This is a genomic window from Salmonella sp. SAL04202 (genome assembly GCF_046550775.1).
Taxonomy (GTDB): domain Bacteria; phylum Pseudomonadota; class Gammaproteobacteria; order Enterobacterales; family Enterobacteriaceae; genus Salmonella; species Salmonella enterica.
The window spans coordinates 1-24,753 of sequence record NZ_JBGDXK010000002.1 but is presented as its reverse complement, the minus strand read 5'-3'; the positions used below and the strand labels follow the sequence as shown (position 1 = coordinate 24,753).

General features: G+C 51.4%; 26 protein-coding genes, 1 rRNA gene and 1 other annotated feature. Of the genes, 15 read left to right on the top strand and 12 right to left on the bottom strand.

Translation table 11 applies throughout. From position 1 onward, the window contains the following. Positions 1-10: 10 nt before the first annotated feature. Both ACLJQJ_RS10430 and ACLJQJ_RS10425 read left to right on the top strand, forming a co-directional pair. Entirely contained in the window at positions 11-448 is a 438-nt protein-coding gene (locus ACLJQJ_RS10430; RefSeq protein ID WP_001537508.1) for a type II toxin-antitoxin system RatA family toxin, read from the top strand. Then, entirely contained in the window at positions 438-728 is a 291-nt protein-coding gene (locus ACLJQJ_RS10425; RefSeq protein ID WP_001112990.1) for an RnfH family protein, read from the top strand. The genes ACLJQJ_RS10430 and ACLJQJ_RS10425 overlap by 11 nt, the downstream gene beginning before the upstream one ends. A gap of 165 nt (positions 729-893) precedes the next feature. Here ACLJQJ_RS10425 and bamE read toward each other — a convergent pair whose 3' ends face one another. The 3 genes from bamE to nadK all read right to left on the bottom strand — a co-directional run bounded on the left by bamE (position 894) and on the right by nadK (position 4,006). Next, a complete protein-coding gene (gene bamE, locus ACLJQJ_RS10420) occupies positions 894-1,232 on the bottom strand; it encodes an outer membrane protein assembly factor BamE (protein WP_001203445.1) in 339 nt (112 codons plus the stop codon). 148 nt (positions 1,233-1,380) lie between these two features. Beyond that, positions 1,381-3,042: a DNA repair protein RecN gene (gene recN / locus ACLJQJ_RS10415; protein WP_000880958.1), complete on the bottom strand. Its 1,662-nt coding sequence runs from the start codon at positions 3,040-3,042 to the stop codon at positions 1,381-1,383. A gap of 85 nt (positions 3,043-3,127) precedes the next feature. Further along, positions 3,128-4,006, bottom strand: coding sequence for an NAD(+) kinase (nadK, locus tag ACLJQJ_RS10410; protein WP_001059155.1), 879 nt, complete (start codon positions 4,004-4,006; stop codon positions 3,128-3,130). Positions 4,007-4,129: 123 nt separating this feature from the next. On the opposite strand from nadK, the gene grpE reads away from it, so the two are divergent. Beyond that, positions 4,130-4,720, top strand: coding sequence for a nucleotide exchange factor GrpE (gene grpE / locus ACLJQJ_RS10405; protein ID WP_001518875.1), 591 nt, complete (start codon positions 4,130-4,132; stop codon positions 4,718-4,720). Positions 4,721-4,754: 34 nt separating this feature from the next. On the opposite strand, the gene ACLJQJ_RS10400 is transcribed toward grpE, so the two are convergent. The 3 genes from ACLJQJ_RS10400 to ACLJQJ_RS10390 form a co-directional block, all read right to left on the bottom strand. Further along, positions 4,755-5,360 (bottom strand): hypothetical protein, encoded by a 606-nt coding sequence (locus ACLJQJ_RS10400; RefSeq protein WP_047606277.1) that lies wholly within the window; start codon positions 5,358-5,360, stop codon positions 4,755-4,757. Between the two features lie 120 nt (positions 5,361-5,480). Further along, the gene (locus ACLJQJ_RS10395; protein ID WP_127172650.1) at positions 5,481-6,767 is read right to left on the bottom strand and encodes an HlyC/CorC family transporter; all 1,287 of its coding nucleotides are present in this window, start codon (positions 6,765-6,767) and stop codon (positions 5,481-5,483) included. 19 nt (positions 6,768-6,786) lie between these two features. Next, positions 6,787-7,578 carry an inner membrane protein YpjD gene (locus tag ACLJQJ_RS10390; protein ID WP_001537507.1) on the bottom strand — a complete coding sequence of 264 codons (792 nt, stop codon included), beginning with the start codon at positions 7,576-7,578 and terminating at the stop codon, positions 6,787-6,789. 165 nt (positions 7,579-7,743) lie between these two features. Here ACLJQJ_RS10390 and ffh point away from each other — a divergent pair, with 165 nt between their 5' ends. From ffh to rplS, 5 genes are all read left to right on the top strand, one after another. Next, complete coding sequence (ffh, locus tag ACLJQJ_RS10385) at positions 7,744-9,105, top strand: signal recognition particle protein (protein WP_000460052.1); 1,362 nt, start codon at positions 7,744-7,746, stop codon at positions 9,103-9,105. Positions 9,106-9,357: 252 nt separating this feature from the next. Next, complete coding sequence (gene rpsP, locus ACLJQJ_RS10380) at positions 9,358-9,606, top strand: 30S ribosomal protein S16 (RefSeq protein WP_000256453.1); 249 nt, start codon at positions 9,358-9,360, stop codon at positions 9,604-9,606. Positions 9,607-9,624: 18 nt separating this feature from the next. Next, positions 9,625-10,173 carry a ribosome maturation factor RimM gene (gene rimM, locus ACLJQJ_RS10375; RefSeq protein ID WP_000043266.1) on the top strand — a complete coding sequence of 183 codons (549 nt, stop codon included), beginning with the start codon at positions 9,625-9,627 and terminating at the stop codon, positions 10,171-10,173. A 44-nt stretch (positions 10,174-10,217) separates the two neighbouring features. Further along, positions 10,218-10,985, top strand: a complete 768-nt coding sequence (gene trmD / locus ACLJQJ_RS10370; RefSeq protein WP_000469813.1) for a tRNA (guanosine(37)-N1)-methyltransferase TrmD — start codon at positions 10,218-10,220, stop codon at positions 10,983-10,985. 40 nt (positions 10,986-11,025) lie between these two features. After that, positions 11,026-11,373: a 50S ribosomal protein L19 gene (gene rplS / locus ACLJQJ_RS10365; protein ID WP_000065257.1), complete on the top strand. Its 348-nt coding sequence runs from the start codon at positions 11,026-11,028 to the stop codon at positions 11,371-11,373. A gap of 157 nt (positions 11,374-11,530) precedes the next feature. Here rplS and dgcN read toward each other — a convergent pair whose 3' ends face one another. Then, a complete protein-coding gene (gene dgcN / locus ACLJQJ_RS10360) occupies positions 11,531-12,751 on the bottom strand; it encodes a diguanylate cyclase DgcN (protein WP_001030985.1) in 1,221 nt (406 codons plus the stop codon). Continuing rightward, positions 12,744-13,262 (bottom strand): YfiR family protein, encoded by a 519-nt coding sequence (locus ACLJQJ_RS10355; RefSeq protein ID WP_001212380.1) that lies wholly within the window; start codon positions 13,260-13,262, stop codon positions 12,744-12,746. The genes dgcN and ACLJQJ_RS10355 overlap by 8 nt, the downstream gene beginning before the upstream one ends. A gap of 439 nt (positions 13,263-13,701) precedes the next feature. Between ACLJQJ_RS10355 and aroF the strand changes: the two genes are divergently transcribed. Genes aroF through ACLJQJ_RS10340 form a run of 3 tightly spaced genes read left to right on the top strand, consistent with a single transcriptional unit; the run spans position 13,702 to position 16,869 of the window. Beyond that, the gene (gene aroF, locus ACLJQJ_RS10350; protein WP_001168062.1) at positions 13,702-14,772 is read left to right on the top strand and encodes a 3-deoxy-7-phosphoheptulonate synthase AroF; all 1,071 of its coding nucleotides are present in this window, start codon (positions 13,702-13,704) and stop codon (positions 14,770-14,772) included. A gap of 9 nt (positions 14,773-14,781) precedes the next feature. Beyond that, on the top strand, positions 14,782-15,903 hold the full coding sequence (gene tyrA / locus ACLJQJ_RS10345) for a bifunctional chorismate mutase/prephenate dehydrogenase (protein WP_000225191.1): 1,122 nt from the start codon (positions 14,782-14,784) through the stop codon (positions 15,901-15,903). Positions 15,904-15,960: 57 nt separating this feature from the next. Continuing rightward, positions 15,961-16,869, top strand: coding sequence for an SMP-30/gluconolactonase/LRE family protein (locus ACLJQJ_RS10340; protein WP_023238310.1), 909 nt, complete (start codon positions 15,961-15,963; stop codon positions 16,867-16,869). Here ACLJQJ_RS10340 and pheA read toward each other — a convergent pair. The 4 genes from pheA to bamD form a co-directional block, all read right to left on the bottom strand. Continuing rightward, positions 16,830-17,990: a bifunctional chorismate mutase/prephenate dehydratase gene (gene pheA, locus ACLJQJ_RS10335; protein WP_023181675.1), complete on the bottom strand. Its 1,161-nt coding sequence runs from the start codon at positions 17,988-17,990 to the stop codon at positions 16,830-16,832. The genes ACLJQJ_RS10340 and pheA overlap by 40 nt on opposite strands. 22 nt (positions 17,991-18,012) lie before the next feature. Next, positions 18,013-18,138 (bottom strand) — a sequence feature (Phe leader region). Beyond that, positions 18,090-18,137 (bottom strand): pheA operon leader peptide PheL, encoded by a 48-nt coding sequence (gene pheL / locus ACLJQJ_RS10330; protein ID WP_010989056.1) that lies wholly within the window; start codon positions 18,135-18,137, stop codon positions 18,090-18,092. (Overlaps the previous feature by 48 nt.) A gap of 102 nt (positions 18,139-18,240) precedes the next feature. Beyond that, the gene (gene raiA / locus ACLJQJ_RS10325; protein ID WP_000178449.1) at positions 18,241-18,579 is read right to left on the bottom strand and encodes a ribosome-associated translation inhibitor RaiA; all 339 of its coding nucleotides are present in this window, start codon (positions 18,577-18,579) and stop codon (positions 18,241-18,243) included. Between the two features lie 271 nt (positions 18,580-18,850). After that, positions 18,851-19,588, bottom strand: a complete 738-nt coding sequence (gene bamD / locus ACLJQJ_RS10320) for an outer membrane protein assembly factor BamD (RefSeq protein ID WP_000197660.1) — start codon at positions 19,586-19,588, stop codon at positions 18,851-18,853. A 131-nt stretch (positions 19,589-19,719) separates the two neighbouring features. Here bamD and rluD point away from each other — a divergent pair, with 131 nt between their 5' ends. From rluD to ACLJQJ_RS10300, 4 genes are all read left to right on the top strand, one after another. After that, positions 19,720-20,700, top strand: coding sequence for a 23S rRNA pseudouridine(1911/1915/1917) synthase RluD (gene rluD / locus ACLJQJ_RS10315; protein WP_000079130.1), 981 nt, complete (start codon positions 19,720-19,722; stop codon positions 20,698-20,700). Further along, the gene (gene yfiH, locus ACLJQJ_RS10310; RefSeq protein ID WP_000992639.1) at positions 20,697-21,428 is read left to right on the top strand and encodes a purine nucleoside phosphorylase YfiH; all 732 of its coding nucleotides are present in this window, start codon (positions 20,697-20,699) and stop codon (positions 21,426-21,428) included. Before rluD ends, yfiH begins: the two co-directional genes overlap by 4 nt. A 129-nt stretch (positions 21,429-21,557) precedes the next feature. After that, positions 21,558-24,131, top strand: a complete 2,574-nt coding sequence (gene clpB, locus ACLJQJ_RS10305; protein WP_063809645.1) for an ATP-dependent chaperone ClpB — start codon at positions 21,558-21,560, stop codon at positions 24,129-24,131. Between the two features lie 452 nt (positions 24,132-24,583). Then, a 16S ribosomal RNA gene (locus ACLJQJ_RS10300) occupies positions 24,584-24,753 on the top strand; the annotation flags it as partial.

The following is a 24,753-nucleotide window of genomic DNA, read 5'->3' as shown; positions in this document are numbered from 1 at the left end:
GGGAATTGCTATGCCTCAGATTAGTCGGACTGCTTTAGTCCCCTACAGTGCGGAACAGATGTATCAGTTAGTGAATGACGTGCAATCGTATCCCCAGTTTTTGCCTGGGTGTGTTGGCAGTCGTGTCCTGGAGTCATCGCCAGCACAGATGACGGCGGCTGTTGACGTGTCGAAGGCGGGTATCAGCAAGACGTTTACGACGCGTAATCAGCTAACGCGTAACCAGAGCATTCTGATGCATCTGGTGGATGGCCCCTTTAAAAAGCTGATCGGCGGCTGGAAATTTACCCCGCTCAGCCCCGAGGCGTGCCGCATTGAGTTTCAGCTTGATTTTGAGTTTACCAATAAACTCATTGAGCTGGCGTTTGGTCGTATATTCAAAGAGTTAGCGTCCAACATGGTGCAGGCGTTTACGGTTCGCGCCAAAGAGGTTTACCGTGCCGGATAAACTTGTGGTTGAAGTGGCTTATGCGCTGCCGGAAAAGCAGTATTTGCAGCGCGTAACGCTGGAGGAGGGCGCGACGGTCGAAGAGGCGATTCGCGCTTCCGGCTTGCTGGAATTGCGCACGGATATCGATCTGGCGAAAAATAAAGTAGGTATCTACAGTCGTCCGGTAAAACTCACCGATACGGTGCAGGATGGCGATCGGGTTGAAATTTACCGTCCCTTAATCGCCGATCCAAAAGCATTACGCCGCCAGCGTGCCGAAAAATCGGCTGGCAGATAATTAGCCTCTTTTGCCGGATAACGGTGTGAAAGCCGTACCACACCTGAAGCACAGGCGTGCCTGTAAGCCAGATAAACGTAGCGCCATCAGGCAAATTCGTACCAAATGGCGGGGGAGAGGTTTGCAGGCCTGATGAACGTAACCTCATCAGGCGGTATCACAAAATTACTTCGTCAACGCCGGTTTGTTATCAATATTGGTTAACACGCCGCTGCTGTTAAAGGTGAGCGTCAGAGTCTGCTGCGTCACGTTCTCATGTCCTGGCTGCTGGCGGAAGACATAAAACCAGGTGTTCGTACCAAAAGGATCGGTCATCATCGGCGTGCCTAAAGCATACGCAACCTGTTGTTGCGTCATACCAACACGCACTTTGGCGACATCCGTAGGTGTAAGATAGTTCCCCTGATTGATGTCAGGTCGGTAAACCACTCGCTCCAGAGTGGAACAGCCTGCGGTCAACATCAGGAGTACTGCTGCGGCAGCAGTCAGCGTTTTACAGCGCATAGTGATTGGGTTCCTTTTCGGGCCTGAGCAGTACGTGGCTCATATTAATATGCCGATGATAATAGACCTTTCATCACTTTAAAACCTTTTGCTGTCGGGTCTTACGGCGTTTTTGTTGTGAACTCAGACCTTCGGGAGGTAAAAAAGTTTACGCCGCCAGCAGTTCTTTTGCGTTTGCCAGCGTATTACGCGTAACTTCACTTCCTCCCAACAGGCGGGCCAGTTCCTGTAAACGCGCACGTTTATCCAAAGGTTGCATATGGGTTTCGGTCATTGCCCCGTCTGTTTCTTTACTGACAAAGAAGTGCTGGTGACCGCACCCGGCTACCTGTGGCAGGTGAGTGACGCACATCACCTGGGTGGATTCGCCAAGCTGACGCAGGAGTTTACCGACCACGGCGGCGGTTGGGCCGCTGATGCCAACATCGACCTCGTCAAAAATTAGCGCCGGCGTTTCCATTTTGCGCGCGGTAATCACCTGAATAGCCAGCGCAATGCGCGACAGTTCACCGCCAGACGCGACTTTAGCGATAGGCTGCAGCGGCTGACCCGGGTTTGTCGTCACTTTAAACTCCACGCGATCGGCGCCGTCGTTGCTCAGATGATGCTCATCAAATTTCACGTCGATAGTAAACAGACCGTGCGGCATCGAAAGTAAATGCATACTTTCAGTGATCAACTGCCCCAGCTCCTGGGCGTAAAACTGACGCTGTTGATGCAGCGCTTGCGCCGTTTCCAGCGCTTGTTGGTGATGCTTATTAACCGCCAGCGTTAGCGTTTCCAGCGAATCGGCCTGATCGTCGAGCTGCTGCTGTTCTTCGAGCAGTGACTGATAAAGCTGCGGCAGCGCTTCCGGGCTGACGTGATGTTTTCGCGCCAGCGAAATTTGTTTAGCGATGCGCTGTTCAAGCTCAAACAGGCGATTGGGGTCTAAATCCAGACGCTCGCAATAGTGGCGTAATTCATCGCTGGCTTCGGTGAGTTGGATAGTGGCTTCTTCCAGCATATCCAGGATGCCGGAAAGCTTGCTGTCCATACCTACCAGCTCGCTAACCAGTTGTTTTGCGCTATATAACTGGCTTTGCAGGTTAACGTCTTCGCCGTCCGCGAGTAGCGCCAGAGCGTTCTGGCTGGTCGTAAGCAACTGCCCGCTGTTGGCCAGCCGTTTGTACTCTTCGTCAATTTGCTCGAATTCGCCGGCCTGCGGATTAAAGTCGTTCAACTCTTTTAACTGATATTGCAGCAGTTCCGCGCGCGCGGCGCGTTCCTGGCTTTGTTGCTGGTGATGGGCGAGATCGCGGCAGCTTTGATGCCATAATTGGTAGCGAGCAGCCATCTGCTGCGCTAAAGCGGCTTCGTTGGCATAGCTATCCAGCAGCGATTTTTGCTGTTCGGGTTTGGTAAGCTGCTGGTGCGCATGTTGGCCGTGAATTTGAATCAGCAACTGACCGAGCTCGCGCAATTGAGACAGGGGCACAGCGGTGCCGTTAATAAAGCCCCGTGAGCGACCATCGCTGCTGATAACGCGGCGAAGTAAGCATTCGCGCCCTTCTTCAAGCTGGTTTTCTTCCAGCCAGCGCAATGCCGCAGGCGTGTCTTTCAGCGCAAAGCGGGCACACAAATCGGCGCGGGTCGCTCCGCTACGGACCATATCGGCCTCAGCGCGACCGCCCAGACACAGACCCAGGGCATCAATCGCAATAGATTTACCCGCGCCGGTTTCACCAGTAATGACGGTCATTCCGCTCTGAAAATCGATCTCAAGCTCACGAACGATAGCAAAATTGCTGATGGTCAGTTGCGCCAACATAGCTGTTTTCCTGTATGAAAAACCATGACTGTAATTAAATACAGTATAAACTGGTTTTTTATACAGTAAAGAGGCTAACGTAAAATTAGAATAATTTTTTTGACCAACCGAGTTTTGTGCTTAATGTATTGAAATAGCTATAGTCTTTGGGATGTATGAGGTTGAGATGGTAATCGCAGCGGCGAATCAGCACATCTTCTCCTTCCTGAATAGGCAGGGCTATCTGGCTGTCGCAGCTAATTTCCAGATCGCTACGGCGGTGCGAAAAACGCAGACGAATCGTGCTACTGCTGTTAATGACTAACGGGCGCGCCGACAAGGTATGCGGGAACATCGGCACCAGGGTGATGGCATCCAGTGAAGGGGTCAGAATAGGGCCGCCTGCGGAGAGCGAATAGGCGGTGGAGCCGGTCGGCGTAGAAATGATCAGACCATCAGATCGCTGTGAAAAAGCGAAGGTTTCATCAATATAAACCTCGAACTCGATCATATGCGCCACTTTTCCCGGATGCAGCACCACTTCATTAATGGCTGTGCTGATACGCTTCTGGCGGTCCTGTTGGCAGACCTGCGCTTCCAGCAGAAAACGTTTTTCGGAGATATAGCGCCCTTCCAGCACATCAGATAATTGTTGCAGGGCGTTGTCCGGATCGAGATCGGTCAGGAAGCCAAGATTACCGCGGTTAATGCCAATCACATTGATGTCATAACGCGCCAGCGTACGCGCTGCGCCAAGCATATTGCCGTCGCCGCCCACGACTACCGCCAGATCCGCCTGTTGACCAATTTCCGCCAGCGTACCGGTTGGCACATTTTTTAGCTGTAATTCGTGGGCGATTTGTTGCTCCACAATGACCTCATAACCCTGATCGCATAGCCAACGGTAGAGCATTTCATGTGTCGTGAGTGCGGTGGGATGACGCGGATGCCCCACAATGCCGATACACTTGAAATGATTATTCATTTTTCTGAGGTCCTTGTAGCGAAGATTGATGACAATGTGAGTACTTCCCTTGAAACCCTGAATCTGATCCCCATAATAAGCGAAGTTAGCGAGATGAATGCGAAAAAAAACGCGGAGAAATTCATGAGTAGTAAAGAACAGAAAACGCCTGAGGGGCAAGCCCCGGAAGAAATTATCATGGATCAGCACGAAGAGGTTGAGGCAGTTGAACCAAACGATTCTGCTGAGCAGGTGGATCCGCGCGATGAAAAAATTGCGAATCTGGAAGTTCAGCTTGCAGAAGCCCAGACTCGCGAACGCGACACCGTGTTGCGTATCAAAGCGGAAATGGAAAACCTGCGCCGTCGTACTGAACAGGATATCGAAAAAGCGCATAAATTCGCTCTCGAGAAGTTCGTCAACGAATTGCTGCCGGTAATCGATAGCCTGGATCGCGCGCTGGAAGTCGCAGACAAAGCCAATCCGGATATGGCGGCAATGGTCGAAGGGATTGAGCTGACGCTGAAGTCTATGCTGGATGTGGTGCGTAAGTTCGGCGTGGAAGTGATTGCTGAGACCAACGTGCCGCTGGACCCGAACGTGCATCAGGCGATTGCGATGGTGGAGTCGGAAGAGGTTCCGGCAGGCAATGTGCTGGGTATTATGCAGAAAGGCTATACGCTGAACGGTCGTACCATTCGCGCGGCGATGGTGACTGTAGCGAAGGCGAAGTAAAAGTCTGATGGCCGATGTAAAGTCGGCCATTTTTTTAGCTTAAAAAATCCTGCACTTCCAGCCACGGCGTGTTGAAATCTTCTATTTTTTTATATTCGCTCATTGGCAGAACGACCACATTATAGGTGTCAGATCCTTCATTCAGATCAAAAATCTGGAAGCCCCTCTTATTGAGTTCGGTCTGGATGCGTTCAAAGATCTCGTCAAGGTAACGGTCCCCGGCTTCACAGACATCGGAGATTTCATCCTCTTGGGTTATTTCGACAAGAAGACTCCTTAATTCCTCAGAGGCCGTCAGGTTTTTTGTGAGTTCATAAAAGCGATCTGTAGCAAAATTAGCCAGTTCGCCTTCTTCATCTTCACCTTTCCAGTCAACGAGGTGAATAAATCCTTCGCCGCGTAGAACTTGTAAAAATGCCTGTGCCAGCTCGTTATTTCCGAGATCGCCACCGCTACAATCCAGGACGTCCTGCAACCCATATTCGTCTTCATCTTCGTCTTCAAAGATTTCAGGTTGCGTCGAAAGTTGAGAGAAAATAGTGGGCCATAAGGTTGGGTTGTGCGATAAAAAAACGTTGGCGACGACGTTGAGGTCGTCTGCAAAATTCTTATCCCATTCAATTACATAATCTTCTGACATAACATCAATATCCTTTCTGAATGCCTGAAAAGACATTATTGCATTGTTAAGTAAATGGCAGGAATTGATGGAATCTTAAAAGACGGCGATAAAAAAGGCGAACCGGAGTTCGCCATTGTGTTACTCCGCCACACTCTCGCGCAGCGGTTTTACCGGTACAACCTTTACCTGCTTAATCATATTTTCCTGTACATCGAGAATATCGATATCGTACTGCTCAATGCGCACGCGCGTGCCAGCAACCGGAATTTCCTCCAGCGCCTCCAGAATCACCCCGTTGACGGTGCGCGCGTCATCTTCCGGCAGGTGCCAGTTAAACGCTTTATTGATTTCCCGGACGTTGGCGGTACCGTCAATAATGACCGAACCGTCGTTTTGCGGCGTGACCTCTTCCGCCAGTGTCGGCGACATCGATGTGGTGAAGTCGCCAACGATCTCCTCGAGAATATCTTCCACGGTGACCAGCCCCTGGATATCGCCATATTCGTTGACGACCAGTCCGACTTTCTTTTTATTACGCTGAAATTTAATCAGTTGTGTACTGAGCGGCGTACCTTCCGGGACGTAATAGATTTCATCGGCGGCGCGCAGCATCATCTCTTTGGTGAACTCTTTTTTCTCGGCCATTAACCGCCAGGCTTCACGCACGCGCAGCATACTGATGGCGTCATCCAGCGAATCGCGATAGAGCACAATGCGTCCGTGCGGCGAGTGGGTGAGCTGCCGCTCGATAGACTTCCAGTCGTCATTGATATCGATCCCGATAATTTCATTACGCGGCACCATGATGTCATCCACGCTGACCTTTTCCAGGTCGAGAACCGACAGCAGCATATCCTGATTGCGGCGAGAGATTTGCGAACGGGATTCATGCACGATAGTGCGTAATTCCTCTTTGCTTAACGACCCGCTGACCACGATGTCCGTTTTAATTCCCATCAGACGCATCAGTAGGCGGGTGATGGTGTTAAGTAACCACACCAGCGGCATCATCAGTATCTGTAACGGCGCCAGCAGGAAGCTGCTGGGATAGGCCACTTTTTCCGGATAGAGCGCGGCGATAGTCTTGGGCAGGACTTCGGCAAAAACTAACACGACAAACGTCAGTACCCCGGTGGCGATAGCCACGCCAGCGTCGCCGTAAAGCCGCATACCCACAATCGTGCCGAGCGCCGAGGCAAGAATGTTGACCAGGTTATTGCCGATCAGCACCAGGCTTATCAGTCGATCGGGTTTACGCAGTAATTTTTCTACCCGTTTTGCCGAGCGATTACCTTGCTTCGCCATATGGCGTAAACGGTAACGGTTTAGCGTCATCATTCCAGTTTCGGAACCGGAAAAATAGGCCGAGATGACCACCATGATGATTAATATGATAATCAGCGTGGTGGTGGAGATGTGTTCCAGGGGAAACTCCTTTAAAAGCTTAGCTTACAAATTGCTGTAATATGCGGCTACCAAAATAGGCCAGCGTCAGAATACCCGCGCCTGCGACGTTAAACCACACGACCCGCCGACCCCGCCAGCCTTCATGGTAATGCCCCCACAGCAGAACGATATAGACAAACCATGCCACGATAGAGAGCACGGCTTTATCAATATTTTCAGTACTGAACAGGTTATGCATGTAAAACAGGCCGGTACACAGAGTAAGGGTCAGCAGTACGACGCCAATCTGCGTAATATGAAACATTTTGCGCTCAATGCTCATCAATGGCGGCATTTCATTACTAAACGCCAGCTTTTTGTTCTTCAACTGATAGTCGATCCACGCCAGTTGTAGCGCATACAGCGCGGCGATTATCAGCGTCGCGTAAGAGAAAAGCGACAGACCGATGTGCACCATCATGCCTGGGGTCGCTTCCAGATGCGTAATATATTCATTAGGCATGAATGTGGCGAAGGCCAGGTTAATCAGCGCAAAAGCATAGACAATGGGCAGAAGTAACCAGCCGCGATTACGCGACGCGACAATGGTCATCACCGTGCAGATCATCAGGCTGACCAGCGAACCGACATTCAGCAAGCTCAGGTTTTGTCCACTGTCGCCGCCGGGTAGAATACGCGATTCCAGCGCGACAGCATGGCACACCAGCGCGATGACCGCAGAAAGAATAGCCATACGCCGCCAGCCGCTGTTTTTTTGCAACAGTCCGGGAACGATCAGCGCGAGGCTGAAGGAGTAGGCGACAAGGGCAAGTAAAGCAAAAACGGGCATAGTTGTGTCGACAGTTGACCAGTGAGAAAGAGAAGCAGTATAGCGTTACGTGACCGCAGCTCCAACCGTTGCATAACAACAAAGACGGCTTCATGGTATACTGTGGCGAAATTCTGTAACTGTGTCGCTGCGGCGACCAACCGTTTCCACCCCAGGCGAGAGACAATGTTTGATAATTTAACCGATCGTTTGTCGCGCACGCTGCGCAATATCAGTGGCCGTGGGCGCCTTACTGAAGACAACGTTAAAGAGACGCTGCGCGAAGTGCGCATGGCGCTGCTGGAGGCTGACGTTGCGCTGCCGGTAGTGCGTGAGTTCATCAATCGCGTAAAAGAGAAAGCGGTTGGTCATGAAGTTAACAAGAGCCTGACCCCAGGGCAGGAGTTCGTCAAGATTGTCCGTAGCGAACTGGTTGCGGCGATGGGCGAAGAGAACCAGACGCTGAATTTAGCTGCGCAGCCGCCAGCCGTAGTATTGATGGCGGGTCTGCAGGGGGCGGGTAAAACCACCAGCGTCGGTAAGTTGGGTAAATTCTTGCGCGAGAAGCACAAGAAGAAAGTGCTGGTCGTCTCTGCCGACGTCTATCGCCCGGCGGCGATCAAACAGCTCGAAACGCTGGCTGAGCAGGTTGGCGTGGATTTCTTCCCGTCTGATGTCGGCCAGAAACCGGTTGATATCGTCAACGCCGCGCTGAAAGAAGCGAAGCTCAAATTCTACGACGTGCTGCTGGTGGATACCGCCGGTCGTCTGCATGTTGACGAAGCGATGATGGACGAAATCAAACAGGTCCACGCTTCTATCAAGCCAGTAGAAACGCTGTTTGTCGTCGATGCGATGACCGGTCAGGATGCGGCGAATACCGCAAAAGCCTTTAACGAAGCGCTGCCGTTAACCGGCGTGGTGCTGACCAAAGTTGATGGTGATGCGCGTGGCGGTGCGGCGCTCTCTATTCGTCATATCACCGGCAAGCCGATTAAATTCCTCGGTGTCGGCGAGAAAACCGACGCGCTGGAGCCGTTCCACCCGGATCGTATCGCCTCGCGTATTCTCGGCATGGGCGACGTACTGTCTCTTATCGAAGATATCGAAAGCAAAGTTGACCGCGCACAGGCTGAGAAGCTGGCGACCAAACTGAAGAAAGGCGACGGTTTCGACCTGAACGACTTCCTGGAACAGCTCAAACAGATGAAAAACATGGGCGGTATGGCCAGTCTGATGGGCAAATTACCGGGCATGGGGCAGATTCCGGACAACGTTAAATCGCAGATGGATGACAAGGTGCTGGTGCGTATGGAAGCGATCATCAATTCGATGACGCTGAAAGAGCGCGCGAAGCCGGAAATCATCAAAGGTTCCCGCAAGCGTCGTATCGCGCAGGGCTGTGGGATGCAGGTGCAGGACGTTAACCGCCTTCTGAAACAGTTCGACGACATGCAGCGCATGATGAAGAAGATGAAGAAGGGCGGGATGGCGAAGATGATGCGGAGTATGAAGGGGATGATGCCGCCAGGCTTCCCGGGTCGCTAATTTCCCGGCCTGGCTCACTTGCTATTTCGGCACCGGGGTGTGCTCGCCATCCTCACGTACTGCGTGTACGCTGCGGTGGCTGCGCGCACGCCGGTACCGAACTCGCTGCGCCGCCGACGGCCTTCTACAGCAGAGTTATTAACTGTTGATTGCAATTCTCCCAGAAATCAGTAAAATTTTCGGGCTTTTAATATGACGCCGGGCTCCGTTCCTCGATGGGGCCCGGTTGTTTTATTCACACAAGAGGATGTTATGGTAACTATTCGTTTAGCTCGTCACGGCGCTAAAAAGCGTCCGTTCTACCAGGTTGTTGTCACCGACAGCCGTAATGCACGCAACGGTCGCTTCATTGAGCGCGTTGGTTTCTTCAACCCAATCGCTAGCGAAAAAGAAGAAGGCACCCGCCTGGATCTGGATCGCATCGCTCACTGGGTTGGCCAGGGCGCAACCATTTCCGATCGCGTTGCGGCGCTGATCAAAGAAGTAAAAAAAGCAGCTTAATCTGTCACGGTGGTCATGATGAGCAAGCAACTCGCCGCACAAGTACCCGCTGAACCGGTTGTACTGGGGAAAATGGGTTCTTCATACGGTATCCGTGGTTGGCTCAGAGTGTTTTCCTCCACTGAAGACGCCGAAAGCATTTTTGACTATCAGCCCTGGTTTATCCAGAAGGCGGGTCAGTGGCAGCAGGTACAGCTGGAAAGCTGGAAGCACCACAATCAGGATCTGATCATCAAGCTGAAAGGCGTTGACGATCGAGATGCCGCGAATCTTCTGACGAATTGCGAAATTGTCGTGGATTCCTCGCAACTTCCTGCGCTTGAGGAGGGAGACTACTACTGGAAAGACCTGATGGGCTGCCAGGTAGTCACCGCTGAAGGCTACGATCTCGGTAAAGTTATCGACATGATGGAAACCGGGTCGAATGACGTTCTCGTCATTAAGGCGAACCTGAAAGATGCATTTGGTATCAAGGAACGACTAGTACCGTTCCTCGATGGGCAGGTTATCAAGAAAGTCGATCTCGCTACTCGTACTATCGAAGTAGACTGGGATCCTGGTTTTTAAACCACCGGATAAACGGTAAAAGTCGGCGTTATGGGGATTGGCTTGTGTTTATAGGTATCGTTAGCCTGTTTCCTGAAATGTTCCGCGCAATTACCGATTACGGGGTAACTGGCCGGGCAGTAAAAAATGGCCTGCTGAACATCCAGAGCTGGAGTCCTCGAGACTTTACTCATGACCGGCACCGTACCGTGGACGATCGTCCTTACGGCGGCGGACCGGGGATGTTAATGATGGTGCAACCCTTGCGGGACGCCATTCACGCAGCAAAAGCCGCGGCAGGTGAAGGCGCTAAAGTGATTTATCTGTCGCCTCAGGGACGCAAGCTTGATCAAGCGGGCGTTAGCGAGCTGGCCACGAATCAGAAGCTTATTCTGGTGTGTGGTCGCTACGAAGGCGTAGATGAGCGCGTAATTCAGACCGAAATTGACGAAGAATGGTCAATTGGCGATTACGTTCTCAGCGGTGGCGAACTACCGGCAATGACGCTGATTGACTCCGTCGCCCGGTTTATACCGGGGGTTCTGGGGCATGAGGCATCAGCAATCGAAGATTCGTTTGCTGATGGGTTGCTGGATTGTCCGCACTATACGCGCCCTGAAGTGTTAGAGGGGATGGAAGTACCGCCAGTATTGCTGTCGGGAAACCATGCCGAGATACGTCGCTGGCGTTTGAAACAGTCGCTGGGCCGAACCTGGCTTAGAAGACCTGAACTTCTGGAAAACCTGGCTCTGACTGAAGAGCAAGCAAGGTTGCTGGCGGAGTTCAAAACAGAACACGCACAACAGCAGCATAAACATGATGGGATGGCATAGGCCCCCAAATATCAGTTTACCCAGGATAAGAGATTAAATTATGAGCAACATTATTAAGCAACTTGAACAAGAGCAGATGAAGCAGAACGTACCTTCCTTCCGTCCGGGCGATACCGTGGAAGTGAAAGTATGGGTTGTTGAAGGTACCAAGAAACGTCTGCAGGCATTCGAGGGCGTGGTTATCGCTATTCGTAACCGCGGTCTGCACTCTGCATTCACTGTTCGTAAAATTTCCAACGGCGAAGGCGTTGAGCGTGTCTTCCAGACTCACTCTCCGGTAGTTGACAGCATTGCTGTTAAACGTCGTGGTGCTGTTCGTAAAGCTAAACTGTACTACCTGCGTGAGCGTACTGGTAAAGCGGCTCGTATCAAAGAGCGTCTTAACTAAGAACGCGCTTTCGCAACATCCGAAAGCTTGTAGAAAAGAAGGGGCTGGCATTACGCTGGCCCCTTTTTTTATGGGTTTGCTCCACGCCATAGACGGTTGCATGATTAGTCTGGGTCAGTGGTCTCAACGCTGAGTCAGAAACGGCCAGGCCCGTTCCTTAGTTTAGCGAGCGTTCCGCACGCCGGTGTTTAGCCTGATACATATTTCGATCGGCCAGTTCTTGTAGTTTTTCGGCAGTGGCATGTTCCCATGTCAGCGCAAAGCCAATACTCAGGGTCATCGTTATTCGCTGGCCGTTATGCAGTTCAAAAGGTCGATTAAACGCCTGGGATAGCGCTGCGCAAATACGTTGTACTTCATATTCCGAATGTACATCGTAAAGCACCATCGCAAATTCATCGCCGCCGAGTCGGTAAGTCTGATAACGGCTACCACCGAATTCCGCTAATCTTTTGGCAACCTCTATAAGTACGCGGTCGCCTGCCGCATGTCCCCAGGTATCATTAATATATTTAAAGTTATCGCCATCCAGAAATAACAATGCCGAACTGCTACGAGCGGAATTGTCCTTCATCAGCGCGTTAATACAGCTGCGAAATGCCGCGCGATTGGCAAGCCCCGTCAGCGGATCGTGCAGTGCGGTACGCAGTAACTGGGCATTTTTAGCCTGAAGCCGTAGCTGCCATTCTTCCATCTCATCCAGAAGGCTATTGAAATCCTGCGCAAACAGGTGAAATTCCGCAATACGCTCATCAGGTACCCGGCGTGAAAAATTTCGGTTAGTGCGAACGTCGTGTACAACTTCAGTAATATTTTGCAGCGCATCCACAACGCCATTGTGTAAATAACGCGTGAGCAGCAGGGCAATGCCGGATGCCAGCAGAATACATCCTGTCAGCACTGCCAGCGATAGCCAGATAAAATGACCAATAAGGCTGTCGCGGGCGACAAGCCGTACTTCGCCGATGGCCCTGCCGTTGTGCCAGACGGGTTGCGATACCGGCAATGGAAAAAGCCAGTGGCTAATTAAGCCGATGAGCTTATCGTCTGCGGCTCGCGCATCATAGCGCCATGAGGCGATAGTACGGCCATTTTTATCGCGGACCTCCGCCGCTGAAAATTGTCCCTGGCGTCCCAGTGTGGCGAGCGTTTCCGCTGCGGCCGCGTTATCGGAAAATACCAGTGCCGCTTCAAGGCTATGGGCCATTGTGGCGGCGGTCAAATCGAGATTTTTTTGCGCATACTGTTTGAGCGTAAGGACAGACGCAACGCAAATTAATAGCCAGATCAATGTCATTGTAAGCAGCACGCTGATTATACTAATCCGCCGTAGTGTGCGTTTAAATGTTGGTCTGGACAGAGAAAATTCCTTATTCATGCTTTTGATTCCGTGCAAGCATTAATACTTCTGGATTCACTCTCACCCCGCTATGCGAGAGGGAGTCCAGGTTGACGGAAAATTTGACTTCATCATTGTTAATGATCAGACAAAATGCGCTGCCCATAATACATTCGGTATTTTGCTCGGCAATTAATAACAAGGCATTAACTGGATAATGACGCGTTAACTCCACCTGATAAGCTGGCGATTCATTGCCAAAGTAAAAACCATCACAGCGGGCGCTCAGGGCTTCCTGTGTGGTACGGATGACAAGCGGTTGATAAGGGAAAGCCCAGTCAGCCTCTTCGCTAAGTACCCTGACAAAACGCGCAGATGAAAATATGCATAGCCTTGGCGGCCCGGATAACGCCGGCCAGTGTGTATAACTGACGATACCGGAGACGATGGCGCGTACGGATTTCTCTTCTTCCGTGACGCGTTGAGCATACAGAGGCAAGCTTGCTAATAATAGCGATAACAGAAGGATAAATCGGTGAGAAAAACGCATTAACAAGTCCCCACCATCTTCAGTCGTAAAGCATTAAAATACATCCGTGATTGTTTGTAGCAAAATAACATTATTTTGCCATATCGTCATTATTTCTTATTGATAATATGAATAATTTAAGTGGCGTCCCTGATATTAAATTCTTGTGATAATGGTATTAATCACCCTATATCAGAAAGTAAAAATATGTGTGCGGAGAAAAAATAATCAAAAAATAGCGAGCATCGCTCATTTTACCGTTTTTCTGAGGCTGGGAATAAAATAATTCACTTGTTGTGTAAAGTTTTTGATACGAAATGGAGGGGTTTAATCGACGATTGCGCATGGTGTAAAGTTTATTTTACGTAATATGGATTGAAATCTTTACTTTTTGTGGTATGGTTTAAACATCCTCGTGGAGGATCAACTATCGCAAACAAGAAAAGACAGGATCGCCATCATGCAAAAAGACGCGCTGAATAACGTACGTATCACCGATGAACAGGTATTAATGACGCCGGAGCAGCTTAAAGCGGCCTTTCCGTTGAGCCTGGCGCAGGAAGCGCAGATAGCGCAGTCCCGGGGAATCATTTCTGACATTATTGCCGGGCGCGATCCGCGTCTGTTGGTGGTATGCGGTCCTTGTTCTATTCACGATCCTGAAACCGCTCTGGAATATGCCCGTCGATTTAAAGCCCTTGCCGCAGAGGTCAGCGATAGCCTCTATCTGGTAATGCGCGTCTATTTTGAAAAGCCGCGGACTACCGTCGGCTGGAAAGGGCTGATTAACGATCCTCACATGGATGGCTCATTTGATGTGGAAGCCGGGTTGAAAATAGCGCGTCAGCTACTGGTGGAACTGGTGAATATGGGGTTGCCATTGGCGACCGAAGCGTTGGATCCGAACAGCCCGCAATACCTGGGCGATCTGTTTAGCTGGTCGGCGATAGGCGCGCGCACAACCGAATCGCAAACCCACCGCGAAATGGCGTCTGGTCTTTCTATGCCGGTCGGCTTTAAAAACGGCACGGATGGCAGCCTGGCGACAGCGATTAACGCCATGCGCGCCGCTGCGCAACCTCATCGTTTTGTTGGCATTAACCAGGCCGGTCAGGTTGCGTTATTGCAAACCCAGGGAAATCCGCATGGCCATGTAATTCTGCGTGGCGGCAAAGCGCCAAACTATAGCCCGGCAGATGTCGCTCAGTGTGAAAAAGAGATGGAACAGGCGGGACTACGTCCTTCGCTGATGGTAGATTGCAGTCATGGTAACTCCAATAAAGATTATCGCCGCCAGCCAGCCGTTGCCGAATCTGTGGTTGCGCAGATTAAAGATGGCAATCGTTCAATCATTGGCTTAATGATTGAAAGTAATATTCATGAGGGTAATCAGTCTTCCGAGCAGCCGCGCAGCGAAATGAAGTATGGCGTTTCCGTCACCGATGCTTGTATTAGCTGGGAGATGACCGATGCCCTGTTACGTGAAATTCATAAAGATTTGAGCGGCCAGCTGGCGGTGCGCGTCGCATAAGAGGTTGTTATGGTTGCTGAATTGACCGCGTTACGCGATCAAATAGATGATGTCGATAAAGCGTTGTTGAATTTACTGGCTAAGCGCCTGGAACTGGTTGCCAAAGTAGGCGAGGTGAAAAGCCGTTTTGGCCTGCCTATTTACGTGCCGGAGCGTGAGGCCTCTATGCTGGCTTCACGACGGGCGGAAGCAGAAGCGATCGGTGTCCCGCCCGATCTCATTGAAGATGTCCTGCGCCGGGTAATGCGTGAATCTTACTCCAGCGAAAATGATAAGGGGTTCAAAACGCTTTGTCCTTCTCTGCGTCCGGTCGTCATTGTGGGCGGCGGCGGACAGATGGGGCGTCTGTTTGAAAAAATGCTCACGCTGTCGGGCTATCAGGTCCGTATTCTGGAACAGCAGGACTGGCCGCGCGCCAGGGACATTGTTGCCGATGCCGGAATGGTGATCGTCAGCGTGCCGATTCATGTTACTGAACAGGTCATAGCGCAACTGCCGCCCCTGCCGTCCGACTGTATTCTGGTCGATCTGGCATCGGTGAAAAGCGGTCCGTTGCAGGCAATGTTGGCGGCCCATGATGGCCCCGTGTTGGGCTTGCATCCGATGTTTGGTCCGGACAGCGGGAGCCTGGCGAAGCAGGTGGTGGTCTGGTGTGATGGGCGTCAACCGGAAGCGTATCAGTGGTTCCTTGAGCAAATCCAGGTGTGGGGCGCGCGGTTGCATCGAATTAGCGCTGTCGAGCACGATCAGAACATGGCTTTTATCCAGGCGTTGCGCCACTTTGCTACCTTCGCTTATGGGCTGCATCTGGCGGAAGAGAACGTCCAGCTTGAGCAGCTTCTGGCGCTATCATCGCCGATTTATCGACTGGAGCTGGCGATGGTCGGGCGTCTGTTCGCCCAGGACCCGCAGCTGTATGCGGACATTATTATGTCGTCGGAGCGCAATCTGGCGCTTATCAAGCGTTACTATAAACGTTTTGGCGATGCGATCGGGTTACTGGAACAGGGTGATAAGCAGGCTTTTATCGACAGTTTTCGCAAAGTTGAACACTGGTTTGGCGATTATGCCAGACGCTTCCAGAATGAAAGCCGTGTGTTATTGCGTCAGGCGAATGACAGCCGACCATAATGATGACATCTATACTAAAAGCCAGCTTTGCTGGCTTTTTTCGTTTAAGGAACCGTTATGACTACGCCGCACGTTTTATTTGATTATGTCGGACATTTACCAGAATGCCCCACATGGAGCGAGGATGAAAGCGCGCTGTATTGGACCGATATCCTGGAACAGGAGATCCATCGTTACCATCCGGCGAGCGGGACGCATAGCGTGCTGGCGTTTCCGGAAGAGGTGGGTTGTTTTGCCTTGCGTGAGCAGGGCGGATTTATTGTGGCCATGCGTCATGCTATCTGGCTGGCCGATAAAAATGGATTATTGCAGCGTAAGGTTTGCGACAATCCCTCTAATACGAAACTGGCGCGTTTCAACGATGGCGGCACTGATGGTGATGGACGTTTTTATGCCGGAACGTTCTGGGCGCCAGGTGACTATAATGGCGCGTTGCTGATGCGGATCGATCATGACCTGACGGCAAAAGTGATCCAGTGCGATATCCAGGGACACAATGGCCTGGCGTTCAGCCCGAATAACCAGTGGATGTATACCTCCGATACGCCGAATGGCGTGATATACCGCACGTTATTTGATAAGCATGGCGAACCGGGCAAGCGTGAACTTTTTCGCCATTTTGGCGAAGGAGAAGGACTTCCCGACGGCGCGGCGATGGATAGCGAAGGGTGCTACTGGAGCGCGATGTTTGACGGCTGGCGCGTGGCGCGTTTCTCACCGCAAGGAGAGCAGCTGGAAGAGTACCGGTTGCCGGTACGTTGTCCGACGATGGTTTGCTTTGGCGGCGCAGATATGAAAACGCTGTTTATTACAACTACCAGAGAAAATATGTCTGCTCAGGAAGTGGCGGATTATCCGCTCTCCGGCGCCATCTTCACCCTGCAGGTAGCCGTCGCAGGGATGAAGAAAAGCCGTTTTATTGAACGTCAGGCAGGTTCTACCGGCACGACGTTTTCGCTGGGATAGCAGCCAAGCACTTTCATTGAGCGCGTGATCTCGCCCAGCTCTTTTAGCGCGCTTTGCATTACCTGCGACTCCAGGTTCGCCTGAATATCGAGATAAAACATCTCTTCCCACGGATTGCCGTGAATGGGGCGCGACTCCAGTTTCGTCATGATGAGATTGTGGTTACGCAGCACCAGCAGCGCTTCGACCAGCGCGCCAGCTTGCTGCCCGGTGGCGATTAACAGAGTGGTTTTTGCCGGAACCTGATCGGAAACGTTGATGGCTTTGCGCGCCAGTACCAGAAAGCGGGTGATATTCTGCGTCTGGTTTGCGGCGATGCGTTCCAGCACCTGTAATCCGTGCAACATGCCGCCTGCCTCGCTGCCGAGCGCCGCGACGCGCGGAGAGTTCGCCTGCGCGACTTTTTCCATCGCTGCCGACGTACTCTCGGTATAGTTGATTTTCCAGTGCGGATAGCGGCTCAAAAACTTACTGCACTGCTGGAACGGCTGCGGATGGCTGTACACCGTTTCGATGGTATTCAGATCCGTAGCGCCGGAAACCAGTACGCAGTGATCGATAGTGACGGTCATCTCACCGACAATCGACAGACTGGTGTGTTGCAATAAGTCGTACACATCGTTGATAGCGCCGGAGCTGGTGTTCTCTATCGGAACCACGGCGTAATCGGCCTGGCCGGTTTCGACCTGATGAAAAATATCGGCGAATTTTGCGCAGCCGCTCTCAATAAATTGCTCAAAATGACGTGCGGCATACTGGCGCGCCGCGAGATGAGAATAGGAGCCTTTCGGCCCAAGAAACGCAATACGTGCCGAATGAGGGTGAGTATTATTCAGATGTTGTTGCAGCAGCGCCTGCTGAGTAAGCACGGAGTCTTCAATGATAAGCTGGAACAGACGGGTAATGTAGTGTGCGTCGAGATGGTGGGCTTTACCGAGATGGATGAGCCTGTCCAGCAGCGCGCGTTCACGATCGATATCCCGAACCGGACGATGCGACAGTAGTTTTGCTTGTCCCACTTCAATCGCCAGCGCGCGTCGTTTTGCCAGTAAGGCCAGTAACTCTTCGTCTAAAGCGCTGATTTTATCTCGCAGCGCCAGTAATGGGTTTTCCGATGTCATAGTGTTGCCTTTTTTGTTATCAATAAAAAAGGCCTCCCGGTGGGGGAGGCCTTCTTGTTCGTCTTCGCATTCTTTATCACATGACGAAACGCCTCCCGGTCAGGGGAAGATAAAAAAGAATGCGAAGAAAAACCGGGTGAGCTTCATAACTGTTTCCTTTGTGTACGTAAGTACAGTACCCGTACTGTTTTAATCCTGTCAACAAAAAACGCGCCCGAAGGCGCGTTGGCGATACACTCAATGTAAGGGACTACTCTTCTTCTGCTTCGACGAAGCTGGCATCTTTCACCGATGCGGTGGCACGACGGGCTTCGCCTTTGTGCTGCACTTTATTGAGCTGCCGTTCCAGCTTGTTGATCAATTCATTAATAGCGGTGTACATATCTTCGTGTTTTGCGCTGGCGACCAGATGTCCGTTCGGTGTATTAATGGTGGCGTCAGCAATAAAGCCCTGTGGCTCTTTAGACAGAATGATATGAGGATTAATCAGGTGAGTTTGCCATTTTTCCAGTTTGGCGAGACGGTCTGCGACATGTTGGCGAATTGCCGGAGTAATTTCCATTTGTTTACTGGTAATGTTCATTGTCATAAATTTTACCTCTTGTCTTTCCCGTCTTGGTGATTCCAGCATACCGTTCTTAATGTCAAAATGTGTGATGTAAATCACATTATTTTGTCACTTTTTGTCAAGGCGAACTTTTTGTGAGGCATCGCAGGAAGAAGCGATCTTTTACTTGAGGAATGGCTGAAAGCAGGCCATATTTGACTGGATGCGTTGCAGTGAAATCATTTCTGTTGCATCAGATATCGAATAAAAAAACGGCAGCCGGAAGGCTGCCGTTTTGCTTGTTGGTATTGCTTCAGGTGTTTTTGCTGTTAGCGGCAATAATTTTCGCGACTTTGTCAGCCTGCGCATTCAGCTGCATCTGGCGATAGGCGTTTTCCATCAGCGGCAACGCATCGCGCGTGGCCTGCGTATCAGGATAATTGCGTAGCATACCTTCTACCCGGTTTACGACCGCAACCCATGCGCCGCGCGCGGTATAGTACTCTGCGACGGAATATTCATATTTCGCCAGACGGTCTTTCAGGAATACCAGACGCTTAGTGGCGTCGGTGGTGTACTGGCTATTAGGATAGCTGCGTACCAGTTTCGAAAAGTCATTGAACGCCGCCCGCGCATGTTGCGGATCGCGATCGCTGCGATCGACGCCAAAGAAACCCTGCAGCGCGCTATCATCCAGCGCCATGTTCGTCAGGCCGCGCATGTACATGACATAATCAATATTAGGGTGCGTTGGATTAAGACGCATAAAACGATCGATGGCGGCCTGCGCTAGCGGCAAATCGGCGTTTTTGTAATAGGCGTAGATAAGATCCAACTGCACCTGCTGAGAATACGGTCCGAATGGATAACGATTATCTAACGCTTCCAATTGCGTTATTGCCTGTTTCCAGTTACCGTCCTGCAGCTTTTGCTGAGCAGTCGCGTAGATTTCATTCGGCGGATTATCGGGCACCTCTTCCTTTGAACCCGAGCAACCCGCCAGAAACAGGCTCAACGTGGCTGCTGCCACCAGATATTTCATGCGCGTCATGACGTTTTGACTTTCCTCAAAATGTTTTACGGGAGATTCTCTGTTCCTGCTCCCGGTTAAGACCAGCTACAATAGCACACTATATTAAACGGCAAAGCCGTAAAACCCAACGTTAAACGAAGAAGCTGTATATGGCACAACGAGTACAACTCACCGCAACGGTCTCCGAAAACCAACTCGGTCAACGCTTAGATCAGGCTTTGGCCGAAATGTTCCCGGATTATTCACGTTCGCGTATAAAAGAATGGATTTTGAATCAGCGCGTGTTGGTCAATGGTCAACTTTGCGATAAGCCAAAAGAAAAAGTGTTAGGCGGCGAGCGGGTGGCTATTGATGCGGAGATCGACGAAGAGATTCGTTTTGAAGCGCAGGATATCCCGTTAGATATTGTTTATGAAGATGACGATATTCTGGTTATCAACAAACCACGCGATCTGGTGGTACATCCTGGCGCGGGTAACCCGGACGGTACGGTACTGAACGCGTTGCTACATTATTATCCGCCGATTGCGGATGTCCCGCGCGCGGGCATTGTGCATCGTCTGGATAAGGACACGACGGGGCTGATGGTGGTGGCCAAAACCGTTCCGGCGCAAACGCGCCTGGTGGAGTCTTTGCAGCTGCGCGAGATCACCCGCGAATATGAAGCGGTCGCGATCGGACATATGACGGCGGGAGGAACGGTGAATGAACCCATTAGTCGTCACCCGACCAAACGTACCCATATGTCGGTGCATCCCATGGGCAAACCGGCGGTGACCCACTACCGTATTATGGAACATTTCCGTGTGCACACGCGTCTTAGGTTGCGTCTGGAGACCGGGCGTACGCACCAGATCCGCGTGCATATGGCGCATATTACGCACCCGTTAGTGGGCGATCAGGTCTACGGTGGTCGTCCACGTCCACCGAAAGGCGCATCGGAAGAATTTATTTCCACGCTGCGTAAGTTTGACCGCCAGGCGCTTCATGCAACGATGCTGCGTCTCTACCATCCTGTATCGGGTATCGAAATGGAGTGGCACGCGCCGATTCCACAAGATATGGTGGACCTTATCGATGCGATGCGCGCCGATTTCGAAGATCATAAAGATGATGTGGACTGGTTATGAATGCACTGATTGTCCCGCAGTGGCCGCTGCCGAAAGGCGTCGCAGCCTGTAGTTCTACCCGTATTGGCGGGGTGAGTTTACCGCCTTACGACTCGCTGAATCTGGGCGCGCATTGCGGCGATAACCCGGAGCATGTTGAAGAGAACCGCAAGCGTCTGTTTGCGGCGGGCAATCTGCCTTCGAAACCTGTCTGGCTTGAACAGGTTCACGGTAAAAATGTGTTGAGGCTTACCGGGGAACCTTATGCCTCCAAACGTGCGGATGCGTCTTACAGCAATACGCCAGGAACCGTCTGCGCGGTAATGACGGCAGACTGCCTGCCTGTGCTATTCTGTAACCGTGAGGGAACAGAAGTGGCGGCGGCTCATGCGGGCTGGCGCGGATTATGTGAAGGCGTACTGGAGGAAACTGTCACCTGCTTTGCTGACAAACCAGAAAATATCATCGCCTGGTTAGGTCCGGCGATCGGCCCGACCGCGTTTGAAGTGGGGCCGGAAGTGCGTGACGCATTTTTAGCAAAAGATGCGCAAGCCGATAGCGCATTTTTGCCGCACGGGGAAAAATTTCTGGCGGATATTTATCAGCTTGCACGCCAACGTCTGGCGAATACCGGCGTTGAACATGTCTATGGCGGGGATCGCTGCACCTTTAGCGAAAGTGAGACTTTCTTCTCTTATCGTCGCGACAAGACGACAGGTCGTATGGCAAGTTTTATTTGGCTGATATAACCTAAAGAATCAAGACGATCCGGTACGGGTAACTTTCTTTTCACATAATTCAGGTCATTCACCTTGAATAATTGAGGGATGACCTCATTTAATCTCCAGTAGCAATTTTGACCTGTTATGGGAGGAGTTATGCGTCTGGATCGTCTTACTAACAAATTCCAGCTTGCTCTTGCCGATGCCCAGTCGCTCGCGCTGGGGCACGACAACCAATTCATCGAACCTCTTCATTTTATGAGCGCCTTGCTGAACCAGGAAGGGGGATCGATACGTCCTTTATTAACCTCCGCCGGCATTAATGCTGGCCAGTTGCGCACCGCTATCGATCAAGCGCTGAGCCGTTTACCGCAGGTGGAAGGTACCGGCGGCGACGTACAGCCTTCTTCGGAACTGGTGCGCGTACTGAACCTTTGCGACAAGCTGGCGCAAAAACGAGGGGACAATTTTATTTCGTCAGAGCTGTTTGTTCTGGCGGCGCTTGAGTCTCGCGGCACGTTAACCGATCTGCTGAAATCAGCCGGTGCGACCACGGCCAATATCACTCAGGCAATTGAACAGATGCGCGGAGGTGAAAGCGTGAACGATCAAGGGGCTGAAGACCAACGTCAGGCCTTGAAAAAATATACCGTCGATCTGACCGAGCGGGCTGAACAAGGTAAGCTTGACCCGGTAATTGGTCGTGATGAAGAAATTCGCCGTACCATTCAGGTACTGCAACGTCGTACTAAAAACAACCCGGTGTTAATCGGTGAGCCAGGGGTCGGTAAAACGGCAATTGTTGAAGGACTGGCGCAGCGCATTATTAACGGTGAAGTCCCTGAAGGCTTAAAAGGTCGTCGCGTACTGGCGCTGGATATGGGCGCGCTGGTGGCCGGGGCGAAATATCGCGGCGAATTTGAAGAGCGTCTGAAAGGCGTGCTGAACGATCTGGCGAAACAGGAAGGCAACGTCATCCTGTTTATTGACGAGCTGCACACCATGGTTGGCGCAGGTAAGGCCGATGGCGCAATGGACGCCGGGAATATGCTGAAACCGGCGCTGGCGCGTGGTGAACTGCACTGTGTGGGCGCCACCACGCTGGATGAATACCGTCAGTACATTGAAAAAGACGCGGCGCTGGAACGTCGTTTTCAAAAAGTGTTTGTCGCAGAACCTTCAGTGGAAGACACCATTGCTATTCTGCGTGGCCTGAAAGAACGTTACGAGCTGCATCACCATGTGCAGATCACTGACCCGGCGATTGTGGCGGCGGCAACATTGTCTCATCGCTATATCGCCGACCGTCAGTTGCCGGATAAAGCTATCGACCTCATCGATGAAGCGGCATCCAGCATTCGTATGCAGATTGACTCTAAGCCGGAGGAGCTGGACAGGCTCGACCGCCGCATTATTCAGCTCAAACTGGAACAGCAGGCGTTGATGAAAGAGTCTGACGAGGCGAGTAAAAAACGTCTCGATATGCTGAATGAAGAACTGGACGATAAAGAGCGTCAGTATTCTGAGTTAGAAGAAGAGTGGAAAGCGGAAAAAGCGTCGCTCTCTGGTACGCAAACTATTAAAGCGGAGCTGGAGCAGGCGAAGATCGCCATCGAGCAGGCGCGTCGCGTTGGCGACCTGGCGCGAATGTCTGAACTGCAGTACGGCAAAATTCCGGAGCTGGAAAAACAGTTAGAAGCCGCGACCCAGTCGGAAGGTAAAACCATGCGTCTGTTACGTAACAAAGTAACGGATGCGGAAATTGCCGAAGTGCTGGCGCGCTGGACCGGTATTCCGGTTGCCAGAATGCTGGAAGGCGAACGTGAAAAACTGTTGCGTATGGAACAAGAGTTACACAGCCGTGTGATCGGGCAGAATGAAGCCGTTGAAGCAGTATCGAACGCCATACGTCGTAGCCGCGCGGGGCTGTCCGATCCGAACCGTCCGATTGGTTCCTTCCTGTTCCTTGGGCCGACGGGGGTCGGTAAAACCGAACTGTGTAAAGCGCTGGCTAACTTTATGTTCGACAGCGACGACGCGATGGTGCGTATCGACATGTCTGAGTTTATGGAGAAACACTCCGTGTCTCGTTTGGTCGGGGCGCCTCCGGGATATGTCGGCTATGAAGAAGGCGGTTATTTGACGGAAGCGGTGCGCCGTCGTCCTTATTCCGTCATCTTGTTGGATGAAGTAGAAAAAGCGCATCCGGATGTATTCAACATTCTGTTGCAGGTGCTGGACGACGGTCGGCTGACTGACGGGCAGGGGAGAACGGTCGACTTCCGTAATACGGTGGTCATTATGACTTCTAACCTCGGTTCCGATCTCATTCAGGAGCGCTTTGGCGAACTGGATTACGGTCGAATGAAAGAGATGGTGCTGGGTGTGGTTAGCCAAAACTTCCGTCCGGAATTTATCAACCGTATTGATGAAGTTGTGGTATTCCATCCGTTAGGTGAGCAACACATCGCTTCTATTGCTCAGATCCAGCTGCAGCGTCTGTACAAACGTCTGGAAGAACGTGGTTATGAAATCCATATCTCCGACGAGGCGCTGAAACTGTTGAGCGCCAACGGTTACGATCCGGTCTACGGGGCGCGTCCGTTAAAACGTGCTATTCAACAGCAGATCGAAAACCCACTGGCGCAGCAAATCCTGTCTGGTGAACTGGTTCCTGGCAAAGTGATTCGCCTTGAAGCCAATGATGATCGTATTGTGGCAGTGCAGTAAGTCACAAATTTGAATAAAACGGGCCCTGACGGGCTCGTTTTTGTTTAAAAACCAGGCGAAAATAGGCTTTTGGTTCAAATGTTGTTTGAAAAGTGAACGGTTGAGCTTTTTTTTGCATTTAGGTCTTGTCAGGCTCTAATAACTCCCTATAATGCGCCACCACTGACACGGAACAACGGCATACAGGCCGCCGGGTCAGAAAGGCTTCGTTAAGAAGTCTGTGAGGAAAGCGAAAATAAAGGCTTGACTCAAAAAGAGGAAAGCGTAATATACGCCACCTCGCAACGGTGAGCGAAAGCCGCGTTGCACTGCTCTTTAACAATTTATCAGACAATCTGTGTGGGCACTCGAAGATACGGATTCTTGACGTCGCAAGACGAAAAATGAATACCAAGTCTCAAGAGTGAACACGTAATTCATTACGAAGTTTAATTCATGAGCATCAAACTTTTAAATTGAAGAGTTTGATCATGGCTCAGATTGAACGCTGGCGGCAGGCCTAACACATGCAAGTCGAACGGTAGCACAGAGAGCTTGCTCTCGGGTGACGAGTGGCGGACGGGTGAGTAATGTCTGGGAAACTGCCTGATGGAGGGGGATAACTACTGGAAACGGTGGCTAA

Bases quoted from the DNA above. Each gene is read 5' to 3' on its own strand.
- rpsP (WP_000256453.1), top strand. From the start codon at position 9,358: ATGGTAACTATTCGTTTAGCTCGTCACGGCGCTAAAAAGCGTCCGTTC.
- tyrA (WP_000225191.1), top strand. From the start codon at position 14,782: ATGGTTGCTGAATTGACCGCGTTACGCGATCAAATAGATGATGTCGAT.
- ACLJQJ_RS10355 (WP_001212380.1), bottom strand. From the start codon at position 13,262: ATGCGTTTTTCTCACCGATTTATCCTTCTGTTATCGCTATTATTAGCA.
- raiA (WP_000178449.1), bottom strand. From the start codon at position 18,579: ATGACAATGAACATTACCAGTAAACAAATGGAAATTACTCCGGCAATT.
- nadK (WP_001059155.1), bottom strand. From the start codon at position 4,006: ATGAATAATCATTTCAAGTGTATCGGCATTGTGGGGCATCCGCGTCAT.
- ffh (WP_000460052.1), top strand. From the start codon at position 7,744: ATGTTTGATAATTTAACCGATCGTTTGTCGCGCACGCTGCGCAATATC.
- ACLJQJ_RS10430 (WP_001537508.1), top strand. From the start codon at position 11: ATGCCTCAGATTAGTCGGACTGCTTTAGTCCCCTACAGTGCGGAACAG.
- pheA (WP_023181675.1), bottom strand. From the start codon at position 17,990: ATGACATCGGAAAACCCATTACTGGCGCTGCGAGATAAAATCAGCGCT.
- aroF (WP_001168062.1), top strand. From the start codon at position 13,702: ATGCAAAAAGACGCGCTGAATAACGTACGTATCACCGATGAACAGGTA.
- bamE (WP_001203445.1), bottom strand. From the start codon at position 1,232: ATGCGCTGTAAAACGCTGACTGCTGCCGCAGCAGTACTCCTGATGTTG.
- ACLJQJ_RS10390 (WP_001537507.1), bottom strand. From the start codon at position 7,578: ATGCCCGTTTTTGCTTTACTTGCCCTTGTCGCCTACTCCTTCAGCCTC.
- yfiH (WP_000992639.1), top strand. From the start codon at position 20,697: ATGAATGCACTGATTGTCCCGCAGTGGCCGCTGCCGAAAGGCGTCGCA.
- grpE (WP_001518875.1), top strand. From the start codon at position 4,130: ATGAGTAGTAAAGAACAGAAAACGCCTGAGGGGCAAGCCCCGGAAGAA.
- rplS (WP_000065257.1), top strand. From the start codon at position 11,026: ATGAGCAACATTATTAAGCAACTTGAACAAGAGCAGATGAAGCAGAAC.
- ACLJQJ_RS10340 (WP_023238310.1), top strand. From the start codon at position 15,961: ATGACTACGCCGCACGTTTTATTTGATTATGTCGGACATTTACCAGAA.
- ACLJQJ_RS10400 (WP_047606277.1), bottom strand. From the start codon at position 5,360: ATGTCAGAAGATTATGTAATTGAATGGGATAAGAATTTTGCAGACGAC.
- clpB (WP_063809645.1), top strand. From the start codon at position 21,558: ATGCGTCTGGATCGTCTTACTAACAAATTCCAGCTTGCTCTTGCCGAT.
- bamD (WP_000197660.1), bottom strand. From the start codon at position 19,588: ATGACGCGCATGAAATATCTGGTGGCAGCAGCCACGTTGAGCCTGTTT.
- dgcN (WP_001030985.1), bottom strand. From the start codon at position 12,751: ATGAATAAGGAATTTTCTCTGTCCAGACCAACATTTAAACGCACACTA.
- rimM (WP_000043266.1), top strand. From the start codon at position 9,625: ATGAGCAAGCAACTCGCCGCACAAGTACCCGCTGAACCGGTTGTACTG.
- recN (WP_000880958.1), bottom strand. From the start codon at position 3,042: ATGTTGGCGCAACTGACCATCAGCAATTTTGCTATCGTTCGTGAGCTT.
- rluD (WP_000079130.1), top strand. From the start codon at position 19,720: ATGGCACAACGAGTACAACTCACCGCAACGGTCTCCGAAAACCAACTC.